This is a genomic window from Flavobacterium sp. LM4, assembly GCF_002017935.1.
GTDB classification, from domain to species: Bacteria; Bacteroidota; Bacteroidia; order Flavobacteriales; family Flavobacteriaceae; genus Flavobacterium; species Flavobacterium chungangense.
Map to the genome: position 1 here is coordinate 1,258,627 of NZ_MUFW01000001.1, position 20,805 is coordinate 1,279,431.

Annotated in this window: 17 protein-coding genes; 11 read left to right on the forward strand and 6 right to left on the reverse strand. The window is 32.8% G+C overall.

Annotated features, from left to right (window positions below; genetic code table 11):
• Positions 1-5 precede the first annotated feature (5 nt).
• The gene (locus BXU10_RS05670) at positions 6-1,112 is read left to right on the forward strand and encodes a polysaccharide lyase family 1 protein (RefSeq protein ID WP_078226491.1); all 1,107 of its coding nucleotides are present in this window, start codon (positions 6-8) and stop codon (positions 1,110-1,112) included.
• A gap of 266 nt (positions 1,113-1,378) precedes the next feature.
• On the opposite strand, the gene BXU10_RS05675 is transcribed toward BXU10_RS05670, so the two are convergent.
• A complete protein-coding gene (locus BXU10_RS05675; protein WP_035137010.1) occupies positions 1,379-1,729 on the reverse strand; it encodes a helix-turn-helix domain-containing protein in 351 nt (116 codons plus the stop codon).
• A gap of 261 nt (positions 1,730-1,990) precedes the next feature.
• On the reverse strand, positions 1,991-2,896 hold the full coding sequence (locus BXU10_RS05680) for an IS1595 family transposase (RefSeq protein WP_078226492.1): 906 nt from the start codon (positions 2,894-2,896) through the stop codon (positions 1,991-1,993).
• Positions 2,897-3,065: 169 nt separating this feature from the next.
• On the opposite strand from BXU10_RS05680, the gene BXU10_RS05685 reads away from it, so the two are divergent.
• Positions 3,066-3,458, forward strand: a complete 393-nt coding sequence (locus BXU10_RS05685; protein ID WP_078226493.1) for a helix-turn-helix domain-containing protein — start codon at positions 3,066-3,068, stop codon at positions 3,456-3,458.
• Between the two features lie 178 nt (positions 3,459-3,636).
• Here BXU10_RS05685 and BXU10_RS05690 read toward each other — a convergent pair whose 3' ends face one another.
• On the reverse strand, positions 3,637-4,212 hold the full coding sequence (locus BXU10_RS05690; protein ID WP_123921956.1) for a DUF1080 domain-containing protein: 576 nt from the start codon (positions 4,210-4,212) through the stop codon (positions 3,637-3,639).
• Positions 4,213-5,251: 1,039 nt separating this feature from the next.
• Here BXU10_RS05690 and BXU10_RS05695 point away from each other — a divergent pair.
• The 8 genes from BXU10_RS05695 (at position 5,252) to BXU10_RS05730 (ending at position 15,509) form a co-directional block, all read left to right on the forward strand.
• A complete protein-coding gene (locus BXU10_RS05695) occupies positions 5,252-5,830 on the forward strand; it encodes an RNA polymerase sigma factor (RefSeq protein ID WP_078226495.1) in 579 nt (192 codons plus the stop codon).
• Positions 5,831-6,044: 214 nt separating this feature from the next.
• A complete protein-coding gene (locus BXU10_RS05700; RefSeq protein WP_078226496.1) occupies positions 6,045-6,893 on the forward strand; it encodes a FecR family protein in 849 nt (282 codons plus the stop codon).
• 136 nt (positions 6,894-7,029) lie between these two features.
• A complete protein-coding gene (locus tag BXU10_RS05705) occupies positions 7,030-10,263 on the forward strand; it encodes a TonB-dependent receptor (RefSeq protein ID WP_078226497.1) in 3,234 nt (1,077 codons plus the stop codon).
• Positions 10,264-10,693: 430 nt separating this feature from the next.
• On the forward strand, positions 10,694-12,004 hold the full coding sequence (locus BXU10_RS05710) for a hypothetical protein (protein ID WP_078226498.1): 1,311 nt from the start codon (positions 10,694-10,696) through the stop codon (positions 12,002-12,004).
• A 72-nt stretch (positions 12,005-12,076) separates the two neighbouring features.
• On the forward strand, positions 12,077-12,940 hold the full coding sequence (locus tag BXU10_RS05715; RefSeq protein ID WP_078226499.1) for a choice-of-anchor J domain-containing protein: 864 nt from the start codon (positions 12,077-12,079) through the stop codon (positions 12,938-12,940).
• A gap of 50 nt (positions 12,941-12,990) precedes the next feature.
• The gene (locus BXU10_RS05720) at positions 12,991-13,779 is read left to right on the forward strand and encodes a hypothetical protein (protein WP_223255390.1); all 789 of its coding nucleotides are present in this window, start codon (positions 12,991-12,993) and stop codon (positions 13,777-13,779) included.
• Between the two features lie 51 nt (positions 13,780-13,830).
• Entirely contained in the window at positions 13,831-15,183 is a 1,353-nt protein-coding gene (locus BXU10_RS05725; RefSeq protein WP_078226501.1) for a S41 family peptidase, read from the forward strand.
• Between the two features lie 35 nt (positions 15,184-15,218).
• The gene (locus BXU10_RS05730; protein WP_051872979.1) at positions 15,219-15,509 is read left to right on the forward strand and encodes a hypothetical protein; all 291 of its coding nucleotides are present in this window, start codon (positions 15,219-15,221) and stop codon (positions 15,507-15,509) included.
• 13 nt (positions 15,510-15,522) lie between these two features.
• Here BXU10_RS05730 and BXU10_RS05735 read toward each other — a convergent pair whose 3' ends face one another.
• On the reverse strand, positions 15,523-16,146 hold the full coding sequence (locus BXU10_RS05735) for an alpha-ketoglutarate-dependent dioxygenase AlkB (RefSeq protein WP_078226502.1): 624 nt from the start codon (positions 16,144-16,146) through the stop codon (positions 15,523-15,525).
• A gap of 87 nt (positions 16,147-16,233) precedes the next feature.
• Between BXU10_RS05735 and BXU10_RS05740 the strand changes: the two genes are divergently transcribed.
• Positions 16,234-17,001: a LexA family transcriptional regulator gene (locus tag BXU10_RS05740; protein ID WP_078226503.1), complete on the forward strand. Its 768-nt coding sequence runs from the start codon at positions 16,234-16,236 to the stop codon at positions 16,999-17,001.
• 111 nt (positions 17,002-17,112) lie between these two features.
• Here BXU10_RS05740 and BXU10_RS05745 read toward each other — a convergent pair whose 3' ends face one another.
• The gene (locus BXU10_RS05745) at positions 17,113-19,578 is read right to left on the reverse strand and encodes an AAA family ATPase (protein WP_078226504.1); all 2,466 of its coding nucleotides are present in this window, start codon (positions 19,576-19,578) and stop codon (positions 17,113-17,115) included.
• 6 nt (positions 19,579-19,584) lie between these two features.
• Entirely contained in the window at positions 19,585-20,637 is a 1,053-nt protein-coding gene (locus BXU10_RS05750) for a PKD domain-containing protein (RefSeq protein WP_078226505.1), read from the reverse strand.
• Between the last annotated feature and the right edge of the window lie 168 nt (positions 20,638-20,805).

Genomic DNA, 20,805 nt, shown 5'->3' on the forward strand with positions numbered 1-20,805 from the left:
TAATTATGAAATTTAAAAAAATTGCTTCACTGCTATTAGTATCAATTTTTTTTACTGTTTCCTGCAGTAAAGAAGATAGCAGTGCCGATCAAAATGAAAATGCGATAGCTATTCTTGATCTTGCTCCCAGTACAGCCAAAGTTGGTAATTGCGCTGAAGTTCCCGGCTGGGCTTCAGAAAATGGAAACACAACAGGAGGCGGAAGTTCTTCAGAGACACCAGTCACCACTTATGCTGCCTTAAAGACAGCAATTGAAAACAGTGCTGTAAAAGTTATAAAGATAACTGGTACCATTCAAATTCCGGCTACTGCTACCGGAAGGTTATTGCTTCAGGGACAGTCAGGAAAAACCATATATGGTGCAAGCGGTGCAAAATTGGTATCAACAGATCAGACTACAGCAAATTCAGGGATTATTAATATTAAGAACTGTACCAATATTATCATCAGAAATTTAATTTTTGAAGGGCCGGGAGCTTACGATACAGACGGCTGGGACAATGCTATTATTGATAATTGCCAAAATGTTTGGGTGGATCATTGCGAATTCAGAGATGGAGTAGATGGAAATTTAGACATTAAAAATAAATCTGATTTTGTTACAGTTTCTTACACTAAATTCAGTTATCTGAAAACGCCAAAAGCAGGAGGTCCAGGCGGAACGGACGATCATAGATTTTCAAATTTAATTGGTTCAAGTGATACGGCTACCGGAGATCGTGGAAAATTAAGAATCACTTTTGCGAGATGCTGGTGGGGACCTGGATGCAAAGAGAGAATGCCAAGAGTAAGATTTGGAAAAGTTCATATCATAAACAGTTATTTTAACAGTTCAGTTAGTAATAAATGCATCATGGCAGGCTTTGAAGCAGATATCAGAGTTGAAAAAAATGTTTTCGAAGGTGTTACCAAACCTATCGATCTAATGACGGGTTTTACAGCCATCACAGAACTTGACAATAGTTTTCCAAATACCACAAATACTGTAAGTGGGAGTAACGCTTTTACACCCCCATATACTATCGTTACACTTCCTACAGCTTCTGTAAAAGCTGATGTTACCGCTAACGCAGGTGCCACTTTTACAGGAAATATTTGTGGTTCTTTTTAATTATATTTTACCCGTGGGTGTAATTATAGAACATAAAAACATAATAATGTACGCATTAATTATGGTAAAGAAATTGTATTGAATTAGCCTTTTAATTACCCGACGGGTTAAAATTTAAGAAGCATATATTTCAGTTTTTTGAGACTGAATATATGCTTCTTTTAATTATTCATAAAAAATGAAGCTAAGATTCTATTTTACAAAAAAAATATATAATGACGTAGTTGTATTTGCTACGACTATTTATCACTTATAAAAAACGTAAACTATTGCTTCTTTATTAAATCAAGTGCAATAGCCTTGTCTTCTAAAGCTTTTTCAAGAAGCTCTATTTTTTTTTGATAAATTTTATTAAGTTTCACAACTGCATCCATTTCCTTGGTTTTTTCAACACCAGTTTTATCAAATATAGAGCTTTGGAAATTAATAATGTCATCGATATCTACTTCTAGAATAATAGCTATTTTTAGTAATCGGTTTTGCCCTAAAATAGTTTTACCCTTTTCAATCTTGTTATAAGCCGACTGTGTTATCCCCAATTGACCAGCCATATACTCCTGAGTATAATTTTTTAACTCTCGTATATTTTTAATATTGTTGAGTATAGAGTTCCACATATTGGTACGGGTTGTAATATTTATATTTTACAATACACAAAATTAGGCAGATTTGTGCTTCAAGACAGTAAAACTTACCTCAAGGTAACTGATTAAAAGTAAAATATTATTTAGCCATTGTGTCATCTGAATTTGGAACAGTTTTTCTTTTTTTAATCACACATTTACAGGCGAAAACCAATAGATAATTTTTCTACATACTGTAAGTTCTCATAGTATCATTTTTGATTATATTAAAATAAATTGATTATCCGTTTTTAGTCATAATCCTGTGATGCTTGCTATTACTAGCCTGTCGAATAATTTTTCCTCAAAATACCTCCTATTAAGCTTGTAAACGAACTCATTTAGGTATAATTGAAGATATTTTCCTTTAATTTTATGGAAATTTCCTAGGAAATTTCTTTTTGCATTACTAATTGCAATATGAACCCATCTTAAAGTTTCTGTGGTTGTTTCTTTATTGGATTTTTCAGTTATATGAATTTCTACATATTCTGCAATGTCTATATATGAAGTACTCTTGTCTGTAAAAAGGATACTTTTTTCAGAAATAGATTCCTGTATAGTTTGATTTATTTGCTCCGATGTATGATCCGTTAAAACCTTTGCTTTAAAATACCTGCACTGATTTGATTTTTCACCCGTTTCTATATCTTCTAAAACGGTAGATTCTGCCATAATTGCAACGTTAGATTTCCCAACAGCACCACGTCCACGAATTCCTTTTTCTTGTTCTATTTCAGTAGATTCAATTGTAAAATAACCCTCGTCAAATTCAATCATTCCTTCCAAAGTATAGCGTGCATCTCTATTTCCCATTGCTTTTCGAAGTTTATGAACCATAGACCAAACTGGCTCGTAACGTTTCAATCCCAATTGTTTTTGAATTTCTTTACTCGAAAATCCTTTTTTTGTTGCCGTTAATAAAAATATAGTTTTGTACCAAACCAAAAATGATAAATTCGAACTTTGCATTATCGTTCCACTACGTAATGAAATTCGACTTCTACATTTTTTACATTCATAGCTCCATCTGCTTTTTATCCAAAAATGTTCTGTGCTTCCGCATTTACATTGAACTCCGATCTTATCTCTTTCTTCTTTAAAATGAAGTCGGCAAGATTCTTCGCTTCCAAAATTTGCAGTAAAATTGAATATATTCATCGCTTTTTTTTATCAAAAATAAGGCTTTTTATTCAATTATGAGTAATTACGGATAATTAAATAAAATAAAATTTAAAGCATAAATACCTTACATGATAAGTAATAAAAAAAGATATTTTTGATTACTTGATTATTACCCAAAGATAGCTACACTAAATATTTAGAACCAATGACTATAATAGACGAAAATATCCCTAAAGGAAAGAATAGGCAAGAAAGAATTTTGAATTGTAAAACAGAAGTAGTCCCTATTATGGACGCCATTTATATTATAACCGGCAAATGGAGGATTCCTATTACGATAGCACTCATGGAAGGAAATAGAAGATTTAGTGAGATTATGAAAGAAATTCCTAAAATCACTTCAAAAGTATTGGCACAACAATTAAAGGAAATGGAGCTTAACGGATTCGTGGAAAAAAAGATTTATAAAGACAGTGTAATAAGAACGGAATATGAACTCACTGAATATAGCTGGTCGATAAAACCTGTTATATTGGCACTAAGAGACTTCGGTATCAAGCATCGTGAAAAGTTAAAACAGGAAGGTAAAGTGTTGTGAAAAATTATCTTTTTCTCAGGTGCTTTAAATTAGCTCTTTAAGAATATAAAGGATGATTTTCCATTTAGCGCAGGAAGTGAATTATAAGTATCTAGGAGGTTCAGATGATCAAAATCGATTATTTCTTTGCAAGCCCATATAGAGTTTTTTCAAATCTGACATTACATAATATTTCTAACTACTTAGAAATATTATGTAATTGTATGTTCCTGAAATCAATTGGAGAACTTTCATAATTTAATGAAATTTTACCTTCTTTAGAAGAAGCTTCCTCACATTCGTTTACTAATTTTCCGTTTAGATATTGCGTTATTTTACCGTTTAACGATTTGATTACAATAGAGTTCCATTCGCCGTAAGGTTTTTCGTTTTCAATAAATTTGGGAGAAGTTACACTCGCACCCGCCTCAACTAATTTACCGTTTACCTTAGCGGTTACCTGATCTAAAAAAATAAAGTCACCTGTAGTGTTCTCTTTTATCTGAAACTGAATTCCTTTTGGCCAAATTTTGTCAGGTGAATCTGCAGGTATGTTGTACATAACACCGCTGTTTTTCTTGTTTTTGGTTTTAAATTTTTCTTCAATATTCCATCTGTACTCTAAACTAAGTTCAAAATTCTTAAAGCTTTTTTGAGACATTAGATAGCCATTGTTTTCGCCATACATACGTATCATTCCATCTGAGAAATCATATGCTTTTGAAGGTTCTAGCCTTTCTGTGCTGGTTTTTGTAAAAGCATACCAATCATTCATGGTTAAGTTTTTTTGTTGAACAGCACATGAACTCAAAATTAAAAGTAAGGCAAAAGCAGAAGTTATTTTTTGGAACATAGTAAATTAGGAATTTAAAAAAAGAAATTTATCTAATAGTTTAATACGGTAAAAATAAGAAATAGAAAACTTAGGGAGTTTATTTTATTTGAAAACATTATTTTAAATATATTGTAATTGATACTAAATGGTTAATGGCAAATTGTTTACTCAACCTGATTTGTATCACTAATGCCAAAGTGTAAATTATTGTTTCACCTTTATGGAAGCAATGCTCGAATTGTAAAATCAGTTTCTTTTTACCCTGTATGATCTCTGCACAAACAATGAAATTTAGTATGTATTTTTTTGTTTTTGTTGAAACATGAGTTTGTTTTTATATTTCTTTTTGATAAAATAAAATTCTTTTCACAAGGGAGATACTATATTAAATTTTGTACAAAACACAATATTTAAAAGCAACCGATTGTTTTTGTCTTCATTTATTTAGATGTCTTACTTTAAATTAATACTCTTCTTTGTTTTTTAATATTTTATGTAAGTATTATGTGTTTATATGTAAATATTTAATACTATTTAGTAATATTTTAGCTTCAAAATAATTTCAATTTTTAATATTTTCTGAAAAACGTATTTTTATTATTATTTTAGGCTTATTCGTATTTTATTTTATAATATTCATTTTAAAATGGTTTAATATTATTTTTTAGAAGATTATAAGTGTTTAGTGTTAGTTAGATAAAAGCCGGGAGTTTTCTTTCGGCTTTTTTATATTTATACTAAAACGTTTCCGGGTACTTGATGTTTAAAGAGTATTTTTTATCAATCAAACAGTTCTGAATGTAATTGTGTTTTGAATAATTCGACCTGTTAGATTTAAGGTGTTTAGCGTATAAAAATCTCTCAAAGTAGTTGAATAGGAGCAATATTAATAAATTATTAAATGAATAAAAAACAAATAATTTCAATAAAGGTTTATTATACTTTTGTAAGCATCTTCTTTAACGATTAAAATTATATTATGAGCTCTAATTTGATAGTAAGGTTACGAGAGGGAGATGATTCTTGCTTTAGAGAAATCTATGATTTATATCATTTTAAAGTATTTTGCTTTGTAAAAAAATATACTGCGCAACTTGCAGACTCAGAAGATGTGACGCAAAATGTGTTTATTCATCTCTGGAAATACAGAACAAAATTAGACTCAAACACAGATTTAGAAGCAGTTTTGTATAAAAGCTCGAAACAGGAAATTTCGAAATGGTATAAAAAACAAAACCGAATTTTTTCAGTTGAAAATGATCAGTTGATAAAAGAGTTAGACAGTGCGTCTGAATCTGATGATGATATCAGTTTAAAATTGGAAAAAATAGAATATCTGCTGAACAAAATTCCTGCAAAAAGGAGAAAAATATTCAATCTTCATAAATTTGAAGATCTCAGTCACAAAGAAATTGCATTAGAAATGGATATGTCACCAAGTGCGGTGGCAAATCAAATTTCTAAAACATTGCAATTTCTTAAAAAGAATTCAGTCAAAAACCATGAACTTTATTGGTTTGCCTTATTTCTTATAAATCAATCAGAAAATATTTTATAATTAAGCATCCTGAGTTGATTACTTAACCAGTAAACTTTCTCTTTGTTATAACTTTTAAAATGCGTTTTACTTTACATTGACTACATTAAATCTTCTCTTTTGTTAAGAAAACATTAATAGTGATATCAGTCCGTGATATTTAAAACATTGGAAATCTAATGTAGTTGAATCGACAAGATTCGAATGTCAATTTCCAAATGCTAAATGCTAATAAATGAGAACCGGAAAACTAAGAGAAGAATGGAATGCCATACCAAATAGAGGGATTCTTCCTGGCGAAGTAAATGCCCGTATGTGGAATAATATACGGAAGAATACAATTCATAAATATAAAAAACTTTATAATTGGGCAGCCGTTGCTTGTGCTGTATTCATTATTTCTATTACAGGATATTATAATTTCAAGCAGTTTCATTATGCTAAAAATCAAACTGCTTTCGTAAAAACATTTGAAAAGGATATTAGGCTTGTGATTTTACCTGATGGTACCCGTCTTTGGCTCAATGAGAATTCAGAAATTGAATATCCTTCTAAATTTTCAGGAAAATACCGAAATGTAACTTTAAAGGGAGAAGCTTTTTTTGAAGTAAAGCGCGATGTAGCACATCCTTTTATTATTAGTTCAGGAGCTATAAAGACTACAGTATTAGGAACTTCATTTAATGTTAGGGCGTACAGTAACAGTCAACCCGAAGTAAACGTAAGAACAGGGAAGGTAAAAGTAGAGAGTGAGCAAAACAGTGTTTTACTTTTGAAAGGCGATAAAGCAATTTATGGCTCCGGAACAGCCGTACTTAGTAAGCAAAAAACAAATGTTTTAGAGCCGGCATATAAAAAAGTTCTAATATATGTAGATGACTTGACTCTCGAACAAGTTGTAGCCACCTTAAAACGGGATTATGATTTTAACGTAAATTATGTGGACGAAAATTTAAAGAATCTTAAAATGCAGGGAACTCTCGATACCCGACAAGGTTTTTACGAAACACTTCAAACCATTTCGTTTGCTTTAGAAATTAAAATTAAACCTACCGGAAATAAGACTTATTTAATTAGTCAATAATTAGCTAAAACATATCATTGTCTACATCTCTCAGCTTAATATATTTTGAGCTGATGATAAAGTATTAAAATGACCGAAATGAATTAACCCTAAATAGCATATTAAAATTAAATATAATAACTAACAATTATCAATTATGAACAATGATTTTTCCAGGCAATTTGCCATTTGGATTTTGTTTTTCGGTTTCCTGTTGGGAACACAAATTATTTATTCACAAACCGGAACAGTATCGGTTGATTTTAAGAATGCGTCGCCTCAAAAAATTATAGATAATTTAAAATCCCAGACTCCGTATCAATTTGTTTATCAAAAGGATCTGGATCTTAGTTTACCTCTTGTTACCTTAAAAAAAGAAAATGTTTCTATTGATGAAATTTTGACGGATCTGGAAAATCTGACAAATCTAAATTTTAGAAGAAATGCAAATAACATAGCCGTAAATAGTAAAGATACAGGCAAAAAAAAAAAGAAAGGAAAAATAACCGGTAAAGTAGTGGACGTTAACGGACTGTCTCTGCCGGGTGTAAATATAAAAGTTGCAGGACTAAATTATGGAGTGCAATCTGATATTGATGGTCATTATGTTCTAGAACTGGAACCGGGCGAATATTCCATTGAGTTAAGTGCTATTTCGTTTCAGACCCAAAAAATTACGGGTATAAAAGTATTTGAAGAGCAGGAAACGCCTTTAGTGGTATCATTAAAAGAAGATGCTCAATCATTAAAAGAAGTTGTAATTGTTCAGGATTATAAAAAAGCTACAGCCTCTGTTGAAGGAATGCTGCTGCAGCAAAAAAAGGCAGCACAGTTTTCTGATGGTATCTCGGCAGAGCAGATTGCCAGAACACCGGACAGAGATGTAGCAAGTTCACTAAAACGCATCACGGGTGTTACTACAATTGGGGATAAATATGTAGTTGTGCGTTCTATGGGCGAACGATGGAATCAGGCCGTAATGGATGGTATTGTATTGCCAAGTACAGATGCCTACCAGCAAAATTTTTCGTTTGATATTATCCCTACTTCAATTGTAGAGAGTATTGTAGTGAGCAAATCAGCAACTCCGGATATGTACGCCAATTTTGCAGGCGGTTATGTAGAGATAAAAACAAAGGATATTCCTAAAGAAAATTTCACCAATTTCTCTATAAGCACTTCTTACAACAGCCGAAGCACTTTTAAACAACGATTAACAAAACAGGAAGGTGATTACGACTATTTGGGGTTTGATGACGGACGACGTGATTTTCCTAATAAATTTAATCTTTATGATCTTCCGAAAAGTGAGGAGGGTTCTGGTGAATTTTTTGAGAATTCAAAGCAATTCAATCAGGATAATTTTACCACTTATAAAACGTATGCGGCTCCGGGCACCACACTTCAATTTGGTATAGGGCGGGTTTACAAATTAAAAGAAAATAACAAATGGGGATTTACAGGATCTTTTATATTTAAGAATACACAGGAGAAACTAGATATCGAGCATACCCAGAGAGGTAGTTATAAAATTAATTCGGAGTTTTTAGCCGAAAACGATGCTAATACATACTCTACTTTTACAAAATATGGCTTTAAGAATTCAGGGGCCAATTATAATTATACCTCCACATTGGGCGGTATGTTTAATGCGGCAATTCAGTTAGACAACCATAAAATTACAAGCCGCAATACGATAATGCACATATATAACAATCAATTAACCCAGATTACAGGCTGGACTCAGGGTAATAGCATTGAAAATATATTAAATGGTAGTGAACTTGCCGGGACATCAGAAACCAATTATCCGGTTTATACCACTTTTATCCAGAATAAAATTGAAGGAAATCACAAATTTGAAAAACTCGAAATCAATTGGTATGGTGCGTATGGAAATGTTTCAAAAGATACCAAAGATGCAACATTTTTAAGCTCAGCAAAGAGAAAGGTTGGCGATGATGAGCTGGTTGTTTACACAGTTTATAATTCTGATGATTTAATTAAAAGAAGCAATTTTACGAATGATGAAGTGAATTATAATTGCGACATTAATTTTAAATACTCCTTTAATTTTAGTGATGCGTTTACAAACGATATCAAAACAGGTTATTTCGGGACTTATAAAAAAGCTACTAATCAACAGAATTCTGCCCTTTTAGCAGTCGTTGGGCAGGGGACAGACAGAGTAGATATTTATGGTTCTTTGGCCAAATATTTAGACGGCTCAAATTATTATTACGGAGGTTTTGGCTGGACTTCTTTTGGTAAATATGGGAATCAGTATGTTGGGGATATAAAAGTACATTCGCCATTTTTAATGCTGGACAATAAAATGGGACGGTTTTTAAGATTTGTGTGGGGGGCCAGAGCAGAAAGTTATATATACACACAAATTGAGAGTCAGTCTATATCTGCCGGTGATTTTAATAAGGAACAAAAAGATGAAAAAATATGGCAATTTTTACCTTCAGCCAGCTTAATCATTAGCCCTGTCAATAAAATGAATATACGATTAGGATATAATAGGTCTGTTTTGAGGCCTCAATTTTCAGAACGTTTGGCAATGCCGTATTATGACCCAATTCGTTCTTCTTTTATATATAACAATACAGGTGGATTGGTTTCGAGTGTAGCCAATAACTATGATTTTAAAATGGAATGGTTTCCTTCGGGTGGCGAAATTTTGTCCTTTGGAGTATATCATAAAAACATAGACAATCCGATTGAAAGTGTTAGTGCCTTGAATACTTCGGGTGTAAGGGAAATTTTCAATATGAATTCTCACAATGCAAAACTTTGGGGTCTTGAATTAGAATTTTACAAAAGCCTTTCTTTTTTAGGGGAAGGAGAAACCCTAAAAGACCTGTTTTTATACGGAAACGCAACCATAAATGCTACAAAGGTAATATCCTATAAAAATTTAGATGGAACAGGAGGTACTTATGAGGCAAATAGACCTTTGTATGGTCAGTCGCCCTACAGCTACAACATAGGCTTAGATTATGTTGGGGAACGATTAGGCTTTAGTCTTAGGTATAATACCGTAGGAGATCAATACCTGCTAGTAGGATATGATTATGACGCCGAGGAAATTCGTAAACCCTATGCTATAACAGATGCTCAAATAAGCTACAAATTTTTTAAGGAAAGAAATCTGGAGTTAAAATGCAGCCTGAAAAATTTGTTTGATTCTGCTATAGAAACTTATAATAATACCAACAGTTACAGTAAAATAAATGATAACGCTGCTTCCGGAACTATTCCGCCAAGGGAGAAAAGAAGTCTGGGAGCCGAAGCAACAGATAAATACGATGAAAACATGGATCAGGAAATGTTTAAAGCTAAAAATGGCAGGACTATAAGCTTATCGGTTAACTACTCATTTTAAGCAAATGTAAAGCTGCTGTACATTTTAAATCAGGCAGATTAAGAAACCGTTAACAATAAAAAAAGCGATGATATTTTGAACTTTGAGAAGCTAATATATATAGTTGTGAGTATTGGATTTCTTTTTGCTTAGTGCATGAAGCAAAAAATAAAAAAATACTTTAATAATGTTCTTTAATAATTTCTTCAAAAGAATAAGAGTACTTGTTTTAATGAAAAAAATTAAAAAGATGGAAAGCAAACCTTTCACTGCGTTAAAAAAAGCCTATGAGTGAAAGAAGGAAAAGTAGGTATAAACCCTGATGGTAAAGCAGGAATTGTTTATTAGAAGATTTTACCAAAAAAGAGAAAGACCTAAGGAAAGATATTTTGCTGCTCTCTCCAAAGGCCTCATTTGTAATAGCAGCAAATATAGTAATAATTAAATTATCATGAAAAAATTATTTATGTTCGCAATGGTAGCTCTGGTTATGGGTTCTTGCCAAAATGATGATGCGTCATCTACGGATTCTTCTTTTTCAATGAAAGCATCCGGTGCTGATTATTCCGGATATCCTGCAACAGTAGAAACTGTAAGTGGTGATATTACAACAAACACTACCTGGACAAGCAACAAAGTTTGGGAGATTGATGGTGTAGTACGTGTAAAATCTGGTGCTACATTAACAATCGAAGCAGGTACTTTTATTAAAGCAAAACCATTAGCTGCCGGAGTTGCTACAGGAGTGCTTGTTATTACTAAAACAGGTAAAATCGATGCTCAGGGTACAGTAAATGCACCGGTTATTTTTACAAGTTATAATTTATTAGATGGCAATGTTAATACCGTTGCTGCTCCTGGTGATTTTGGAGGTGTTGTTATTTTAGGGGATGACCCGGTAAACAATGGTCTTGCTACTAATATTGTTGAAGGATTAGGTGATCAGCCTAATGTATCTGATTTCTATTACGGAGGGACTAGTAATACCCACAATGCCGGGGCATTACATTATGTTCGTATCGAATTTGCAGGACGTGTTTTGTCTAATGATGTCGAAATAAACGGTTTAACTTTTGGTGGAGTTGGTGCACTTACAGTTGTGGATCATATTCAGGTATCGTACGGTAAGGATGATTCTTTTGAGTTTTTTGGAGGAAGAGTAAATGCGACTCATTTAGTTTCCTTTGCAGCTGACGATGATAACTTTGATTTTGATCTTGGTTATACAGGAACAATTACAAAAGCGATTGCAATTGCCAACAGCAGTTCTACGCATAGTACAAGCGGTACTCCTGCAGTTCCGGATTCTAATGGTATTGAATTAGATAATAATCCTGGAGGAACTACTACCACAATTATCACACGTCCGGTTCTTAATCAATTATCTATCATTGGGGTAAGCTCTACTACAGTAGCAGATGTATACGAAAATGCCATACATGTACGCAGATTAGGACAAATTAGCCTTACTGATGCAACCGTTACAGGTTACAACTCTGGTATCAGATGGGATAGCCCATCGTTACCAAGTGGTTCATCATGGACTAGAATTTCTATTCATGGTTTTGATAATCCTGTATTGCCTGCAGGTACTTCAATTGCTGGATTAGGAAACAGTACATCAACTGCAAACCCTGCTACTGCATGGGGCCTTACTCAGCCATTTTTTAATAATGGGACCTTAGATTTTACAGGATCAACAGGTGCATTTAAAACTGAGGCTAACTGGACTAATACCTGGACTAAGTTTACTAATTTTTAATAATTGGTTAATTAATTAAATATTTTAATTCAGCATGGGCAGAATTTCTGCCCATGTTTTAAAAATAAAAAAATGAAAAAAATAATACTTTTTGGCATGTTTACTATAATTTCTGCAATTTCATCGGCACAGACAACGGTATGGGTTGACGATTTTAATGATGCGGATATATCCGACTGGACATTATTGGACAGGGATGAGGATGGAATAAAGTGGATAGCCAGACAAAATGTAAATCTGGATGAAAGTGGCAGTACAGTTGTAGATGGCGATTTTAGTATTTTAGGAAATTACGTAACAGATCTAAATACGCTTGAAACAATTAGTCGTTTTGTAGATAACTGGGCTATTACACCTGCTGTTAATTTATCTCAGCATGCAGGAAAAAAAGTAGAGCTTGTTTTAAATGCACAAACCATGATTTATGATTCCAATCAAAATGTATTGGTATATGGATCTACTTCGACAGATCCGGATACATTTACACTTTTAGGTACAGTTACTTTATTAAGACAAACGGTAGATGAAGAAGAGTTTCAGGATTACACGGTAGATATTTCTCAATTTGCAGGAGAGGCAACAGTTTATATCGCAATAGCAAATGAACCAGCTGAAAATTCTAACTTTTTCGGATTAGAAATAGATAAAGTTACCATAACAGCCGGAGGAACCTTAGGAATAGGAGAGCAAATAGTGGATAAAAATGCTTCGTTCCTGAAACAAAATCCTGTAACAGAAAATTTAGAATTGCAATTAGGCGATCAGTATGAAGCTGGCACCACTTTTGTACAAATTTATAATGCAGGAGGAACTTTGGCAAAGCAAACAGTTTATAATAACGAAAACATTTCTGTAGGCGATTTATCGCAGGGATTATATTTTCTAGTTTTAAAAAACGATACAAAGTCAGAAACAATAAAATTTATTAAAAAATAAAATAGGCAGGACTTTATTTAGCATAAGCTGCCATAATTAAAATTCATGATATGAAATATAGCATTGCAAGAGTATTTTTCTTTTCCCTTATACTGGCTGTTTTAGGAGCCTGTGCAAATGACGAACTGACTCCTTATTACGATCAAAGAACGCAAGAGCCCGGCAAAGTAGTGATACAAGGCTATAATGCCATGATCGATTCTGTTCAGATTGCCGTAAATGGTAAATTTATTGAAATAGGAAAAGCTAAAAACAATACTGCTTTCGTAAAAAAAATAGAAAAAAATTATGAGTTTGTTTTTTTTGAAAACGAAGTAAAAACATTTGTTATTACTAATAAAAGAACCAAAGTGATATTAGGTACTTATCAATTTACGACTCAGGAACCCAACAGTTCACTGTATTTCTATGTCAAAGAAGATTTATGGTTAGATAGTGCAGAATTTTTAAAACCGGGTACATTAAGTCAGTCCGGTTATGCCGGTTTTAAATTTATTTTTCCATCAGTAAATAAATATTCTGCATCGGGATATACCGGTTCGCTTGATGGTATAATTACAAAAAATAATGGTCAGTTATTAGGGGTCGCAGAAAATATCAATAAAAGCACCCCAAGCTCTTTTATTGAATTTCCGTATAGCACTCCTACAGGTATAAAAATGGAGCTCGTTAAGCATGGTACCACAGAATCTTACATCCCTGGCAAAAAAGTGATTGTATCGCTGACTATGACAAATAATAAATCCAAATATATTGTTCTCGAAGAAAAACAAGATCTAAATGGTGCATTCTCCGGTGTAGAAGGGGTGATCAATTTAGCGGACTATTTTAGTTTTTAATTAGCGACCGGATTTACTGAATCAGATATTACTTTGTAACAACGCTTTAAAATGAAATACTCATCTCAGATTCGAATACTTGCTTTTCTTTTCCTGATCCTTTCCATTGTTTCCTGCCAGAGTGATGATAGCCCGGTTTCATACGAAAAGGGAAGCAATCAATACACAAATATGTGGATTTACGAGCAAATGAAAAAATACTATTATTGGAATGATGAGGTGCCATTTTTAACCAATTTATCATTAGGTCCAAAAGAATATTTTCAAAAGCTTTTAAAGACTGATGATGTGTATTCATATGCTTTACACCCTGAACTGCCAGAAACCGTACCACAAAGTTTAAGACAGAAATTTGGATTCGATGTTTCGTTTATGCAATATGAAGGCAGGGTTTATGGGGTAATTTTATATACATTATATGATTCTCCAGCCAAAAATAACGGATTATTTAGAGGTCAGTTGATAACTAAGGTTGATGATGTAGAATTGAATTTAAGTAATTACGATAATATTTACAAAAGTATGAGAGGAGCAGGGCAACTAAATTTACAAGTTGTTTCATATTCAGCTCAATCCGGTTTTTCTAAAGCAAAACAAATTTCTTTATTACAGGGTTTTTCGTTTTCTCAGCCTGTTTTGCATCAGGTAATTACAGAAAATAAAATTAAGATTGGCTATGTAGAAGTTCCACATTTTGATGTGGGTCAGGCAAACCTTTTTAGTCAGATTTTTCAGGAATTAAAAAATCAGCAAATAACAGAACTGGTTTTGGATTTACGTTACAATGGAGGAGGAGATATTTCTTCTGCTACGGCATTAAGTATAATTTTGGCTCCAAATATAAAATCGGGTGATCTTTTTATTCAGTTTGAAGGTAATAAAAATGGCGGTATAGTAAAACAGTCTTTTCAACAGTCTTTGGAAAGTAATGAATCCAGTGTAAGTTTTGATGCCCTTAAAAATGTACACCCCAATATTCAGAGACTATATATTCTTTGCGGAAACCGAACTGCATCAGCCTCAGAAATTATCATTAATAATCTAAAGCCTTTTATGGAAGTTATCACAATAGGAGAGAAGACAGTTGGTAAAAATATGGCGGGGTTTCCTATTGAAGATGACAGACTATTAGGTAAAAGAGGTTGGATTTTATATCCTTCTATCTATAAATTATTCAATTCAAGACATGAAGGGGATTATTCTAAAGGTATAAATCCTTTAGTTAATAGAGATGAACTTCAGAATCCTGAAATTTTTCCCTTGGGAAATCATTCTGAAGTTTTATTAAAAACAGCAATAAATACAATTTCAGAAAATAGTGAAAAAGTAAAAAATACGGTCTCAAAATCGTTACCGTTATCTAAAAATTACACCGATGTCGATCCGTTATTAGTTACTCCATAAAAATTATTTTTTTTTAGAATATCAGAATATATGTTATGCAGGGAATAAACTCAAAAGAGCATCGAATTTTATTGGCAGCATTTCACAAATTTGAATATATGTCAAAAATGGCAGCCGAAAAGATTGAACAGGAAGAAGATGCAGAAACGCGAAAAGCAATGAAAGAACTGGATGCATTATATGATAGATTTCAGGTATTATTTGCCGAATTGGAAAAATGTACCAGAGATTATGAGATCAAAAAAAAATCCGTACGCAGTATGATTAGTAGAAGTATTCGAAAATTAATACAGCAGTGCAAAAGTGACAATGGTATTGTATTATAACCTTTAAAATAAATCACTCCTTTCTGTTGATCTTCCTAAAAGTAAGGTTAATTCTCGGCAGTACCTCTCTCGCAGTTTTAGGGATCTGATGCTGCCAGAAACTGTTTGTATTTCCGGCCATAAGTAAAAAAGAGCCATGATGAAGAGGAATCTCTAATTGTGGGATTTCCTTTCTGAATTTATGACGAAGTCTGAACATTCTGGTTTCCCCAAAAGTGACCGAAGCGATATTCATGTTTTTATTACTGCTCACAGTTTTGTCACTATGCCATCCAACTCCGTCTTTTCCATTTCTGTATAGATTAAGTAATACGGCATTAAATTGTATTTGAGTTTCATTTTCAACACGCTGGCGAATGGTTTGTAGTTCTAATGGCCAGTTTAGATGGGGGTGGCATTCGTCTAAATCATCATCTCTGTACCATGAAACCATTCGGGGGGCGGTAACTATTTTATCGTACATCGGCATATCATATTCTTGCCATTGGGTTTCGTTCAGCAGTTTATCATAATAGTAATCTGATTCTTGTTTCGTGAAAAAATTGTCGATTAACAGTAAGTCAGCATCAGGAACGTCAAATACCTTTTTCCCTCCTGTACCGGTCGAAAATAATTCAGTATCATTAAATAGTCTCATTTTCTTTGTTTTTGAGAGAAACAAAATTAGTTCGGATAATAACAATTTTTAATATATTTGTTGTTATAAATTATAACATAATTAATTATGTCGCTATTTTCAGATAATATTAGAACCTTACGGGTAAAGCAAAAAATTTCACAGGAAAAACTGGCAGAGAATTTAGGGATAACCAGAGGCAGGTATGTTAAATACGAAGATGGAACCTCAGAGGCACCTTATGAAATTTTAAAAAAGATAGCACAGCATTATCATATCAGTATCGACTTATTACTTTCGGTCGATATACGTAAAATTAGCGTAGAAGATTTATTAAAGCTGGAAGACAACAGATTAGTCCTGCCTATACAGGTAGACCAGCAAGGAGAAAATTTCATTGAAGTAGTTACTCAAAAAGTAAAAGCAGGGTATTTAAATGGTTATGCAGATCCTGAATACATCGAAAATCTGCAGCAAATCTCATTGCCATTTTTGGGGCCTGGAAAACACAGAGGGTTTCCTGTAGAAGGAGATTCAATGCCCCCTCATGAAGACGGAAGTATAATTATTGGCCGTTATGTAGAAAGGTTAGGAGAAGTACAGGACGGCAAAACGTACATACTGATTACTAAAAATGAAGGAATGGTATACAAGCGCCTGAACAAAAATAAAAAAAATGCCTTGGTCTTAGAATCCGATAACAGTTTTTATCCTCAATATGAGGTAAAAGTTTCTGATATTATCGAAATTTGGGAATACAGTTGCAGTATCGGTCGTACAGATAAAAAACAGGAATTAAACGAAATAGAAATCATGAAAGAATTACTTCTGGAAGTAAAAAGAGAAGTAATGGAACTGAAAAGTAATAAATCATAAGGTTAGTTCGATATATTGACTTTCTCGAAGTCTCACGACTTTGATTTTTATGAACAGATTAAAATCTTCTGCAAAGAAGTTATTTACTAGAATATAGAAACCAAATAAAATCTATTGATCTGTCAAGTTTATCAAAACATCTTCCTTAATCCATTTAACTTCATCATTTTCTAAAACAACAATCATTTTATCGCCATCTTTCACTTCTCCGGAAATTATTTTCTTGGCCAGTGGTCTTCGTAAATGACTTCTGATGATGCTTTTTATTGGTCTTGCACCATATTTTGCATTATATCCGTTTTCGGCAAGATAAAGTTTAGTTTCCATCGGGATTTCAACTTCGATTTTCATATTTTTGAGTAAATCTGAAAACTCTTTTTTAAGATGGATTTCAAATATTTTTAAAGCATTTTCTTTGCTGATAGGCGCAAAAGGTACAATTTCTGTCAATCGGCCTAAAAATTCAGGTCTGAAATAATTAGCCATGATTTCCATTAGTGAAGATGAACCCGGAATTTGACCATTATTGAACGTTTCTACAATATGATCTGACCCAATATTTGAGGTAAAAAGAATAATAGCATTAGAGAAATCACCTTCTTTTCCAAGTCGGTCATGTAATTTTCCTTCGTCCATAATTTGAAGGAATACATCATAAACAGAGGCATGTGCTTTTTCAATTTCATCAAATAATACAATAGAATACGGTTTTTGTCTTATTTTATTGACCAGCAATCCGCCTTCTTCATAGCCTACATATCCCGGAGGAGCTCCGTAAAGCAATGCTGCCGAATGTTCTTCTTTAAATTCAGACATATCAAAACGAATAATGGCATTTTCATCCTGAAAAAGAAACTCCGCCAGACTTTTGGCTAACTCTGTTTTTCCTGTTCCTGTTGGTCCTAAAAAAAAGAAGGATGCAATAGGTTGTCCCGCTTTGCTTAATCCGGATCTTGATTCTAAAATTGATCCTGCTACTGTTGCAATACAATGATCCTGCCCAATTACTCTGCGGTTTAAAACATCTTCAATATTATTTAGTTTTTGTTTTTCTTCTTCATTTAATTTCCCTGCAGGAATACCTGTTTTTTGAGCAATTATAAGAGATAAATCAAAAGCCTCAATATGAATACGTTTGTCCAGTGCTCTTTCTTCAAGAGTATGGATAAGGTTTTCAATATGTTTAATGATAGCTTCAGAAGTTTCAAAAATTTGTGGCTCATTTTCATCAGCAGCAATCATTAAAAATGTCATTTTACTGATTAAATCAGAAAGGAACCAATGGCATTCTTTTAATAATTGATCTTCAGGCAAATCATTATCATTTTGTTTTAAAATCGATAATTTATCCAAAAGAGACTGCTTTTCCTTTAAATAAGTTTCTCCCGATGTCTTTAAAACTGACATGGTATGATCAATAAGATTAATAGCAGATTCCGGTAGGCTTTTCTCTTTTAAATACCTTCTTGATAATCGTATTGATTCTGTAATGGTTTCATTATCAATTTGTATTTTATGATGCTCCTGATACGGTTTTATCGATTCCCGAATCATTCGGAACAACGTTTCATCATTCGACTCTTCTAATTTTACAATTTCAAACATTCCGGAAAGTCCCTGTTCTTTTTCGATTCTTTTGGAATATTCGTCGATTGTAGAAGTAGCAATGATGTTTAATCCTTTTGCTAATTCCCCTTTCAATACGTTGGATACACCTGAATCTCCTCCGTTTTTATCTAATAGTGTGTGAATTTCTTCGATAATTAATATTGCTTTAGGAAATTGTTTTAATTCCTGAATACAATTTTTTAAGCGGTCTTCGATTTCGCCTTTGTAGGATGCACCGGCTATAAGAGTAGATAAATCCAGTTCAAAAAGCTGTACTTTATTTAAAACCTCAGGAACCTGATTCGCAATTACATTTTGAACAAGCGTATCGATCAATATTGATTTACCGATTCCTCTGTCGCCAATTAATAATACATTGGGTTTAGAAAATCGGCAAAGAATTTCCTTCATCGTATTTAACTCTGTTTCGCGGCCAATCGCCAGAATTCTTTTTTTCTTTTTTTCAGAATTTTTATGGATGCAATATTTACTTAAAAAACCTTTTTTTACTTCTTGATGAGGAATGTTAACGTTAGGCTCAGCGATTGCAAGATTTTCTAATAATTCGTTTCGTGAAATAGGATACGTCTTCATTTGGTCGAAGTTAAAACCTACTCCTGTAGAGCTCAAAGCGACTAATATGGCATAAAGACTAATTTCGTCTTCATTTAAAATTATACGGACCGATTCTGCTTCTTTTATAATTTCATCAATCAGATCACCTGGCTCCGCATCTGAAATATTTGTAGTTTTTGGTTCATCCTCCATGCGGACTTCCGACCATTCATCAAGATAGTAAACATCCTTGCCCATAGCCTCAAGACGTTTTAATAGAGATAAATCCCTGTTAAGGATGGCTTTTAGCAAATGTGATGCAGAGTAAAACTTATTTGAATTGTTTTTGGCAATTTTTTTAGCAATTTCAAGTGCACTGAGTAATTCTGTACTGAAAATATTTTTTTCTTCCATCCTTATTTAATCTTTAGACCAGATCAGGTATTTTTTTACTTTATAACTAATGTTTAATCCCTTAATACAATTGTTTTGTTTGTCTTTGTTAAGACGGATTGATTCGATCCTTATTTTCTTTCCTTTAATGGCGGAGCATAGTTGGGAGAAAGTCAATAAATCACTGTCATTTTTTACAATTGGGATATCTAAATCATCACATAAATATTCAGAAAAATCATCTTTTACCTTGCTTCCTTCAGCTACTTTGTTAAGCAAAATTTCAAATTGGTCTTCAGAAATTTTGGGTGCTTTTTTTATTGGTATAATGCTGTCTTTTTGTGTTTTAGTTTTAGGAGCTACAGGAACATATTGTAACATATCTTCAAGAGGATCTTTTTTTGCGGCGCCTCTTGGCAGTGAAAAGGCTTCTGCTTTCTTTTCGTACTCATAAGAAGTTATATCAAGAGGATTTGTTTTTTTTATTACTTTGGGATGTACATAAATAATCTTCTTGGCTACTAAGCCAAAGTTTCCGTTTACGACAAGTGTAACTGTTTTTTCACCGGGTGTTGAAAATGTATAAACCGGATTAGCAGATGTGTCATCAATCCCTTTGTTCTCTCCAAAAGCCCATTCCCAGGTTTTAGCATCTTCAGAAACAGAATTAAAATAAGTAGGCTGACCAACTGTAATTATTTTTGAAGTAATTATTTTAGGAGTTCCTATTTTATCAATTTGATATTTGTCTGTAAGTATAATCTCTTTGTTATGGATGCATTCTCCGTTTATAGTCAGGGTTATTAAATATTTTCCGGGATTTTTATAAACGTGAAAGGTATGTTTTCTTAAATCAGGTTCTGAACCGTCTCCAAAATCCCATTTCCATGATTTTGCATTTGGCGTCTTATCAAAAAATTCTATAGATTCTTCGGTTCTTGAGTTTTCTGTTAAAACATAAAATCGTACATCTTCGCAATCAACATGATTAAAAAGTTGAATTAAAAAAGCAATAATTCCAATTAATAGTAGGATTACAAAGAAAAATATAACCCTGATATCGATATTTTTTTTATTCATGTTTTTCTAAAGGCTAATATTAAGTAAGATATTTTCTATAAACACGCTGGCAAAAATAGTTTTTATTATTTTATAATTGTAAAAATAATTAGTATAATTTTTATAAATTTCATAACAATTCTTACAGAATAATTTCTTACGTTTGCGACCTCAATGTTTGTGAAGTAT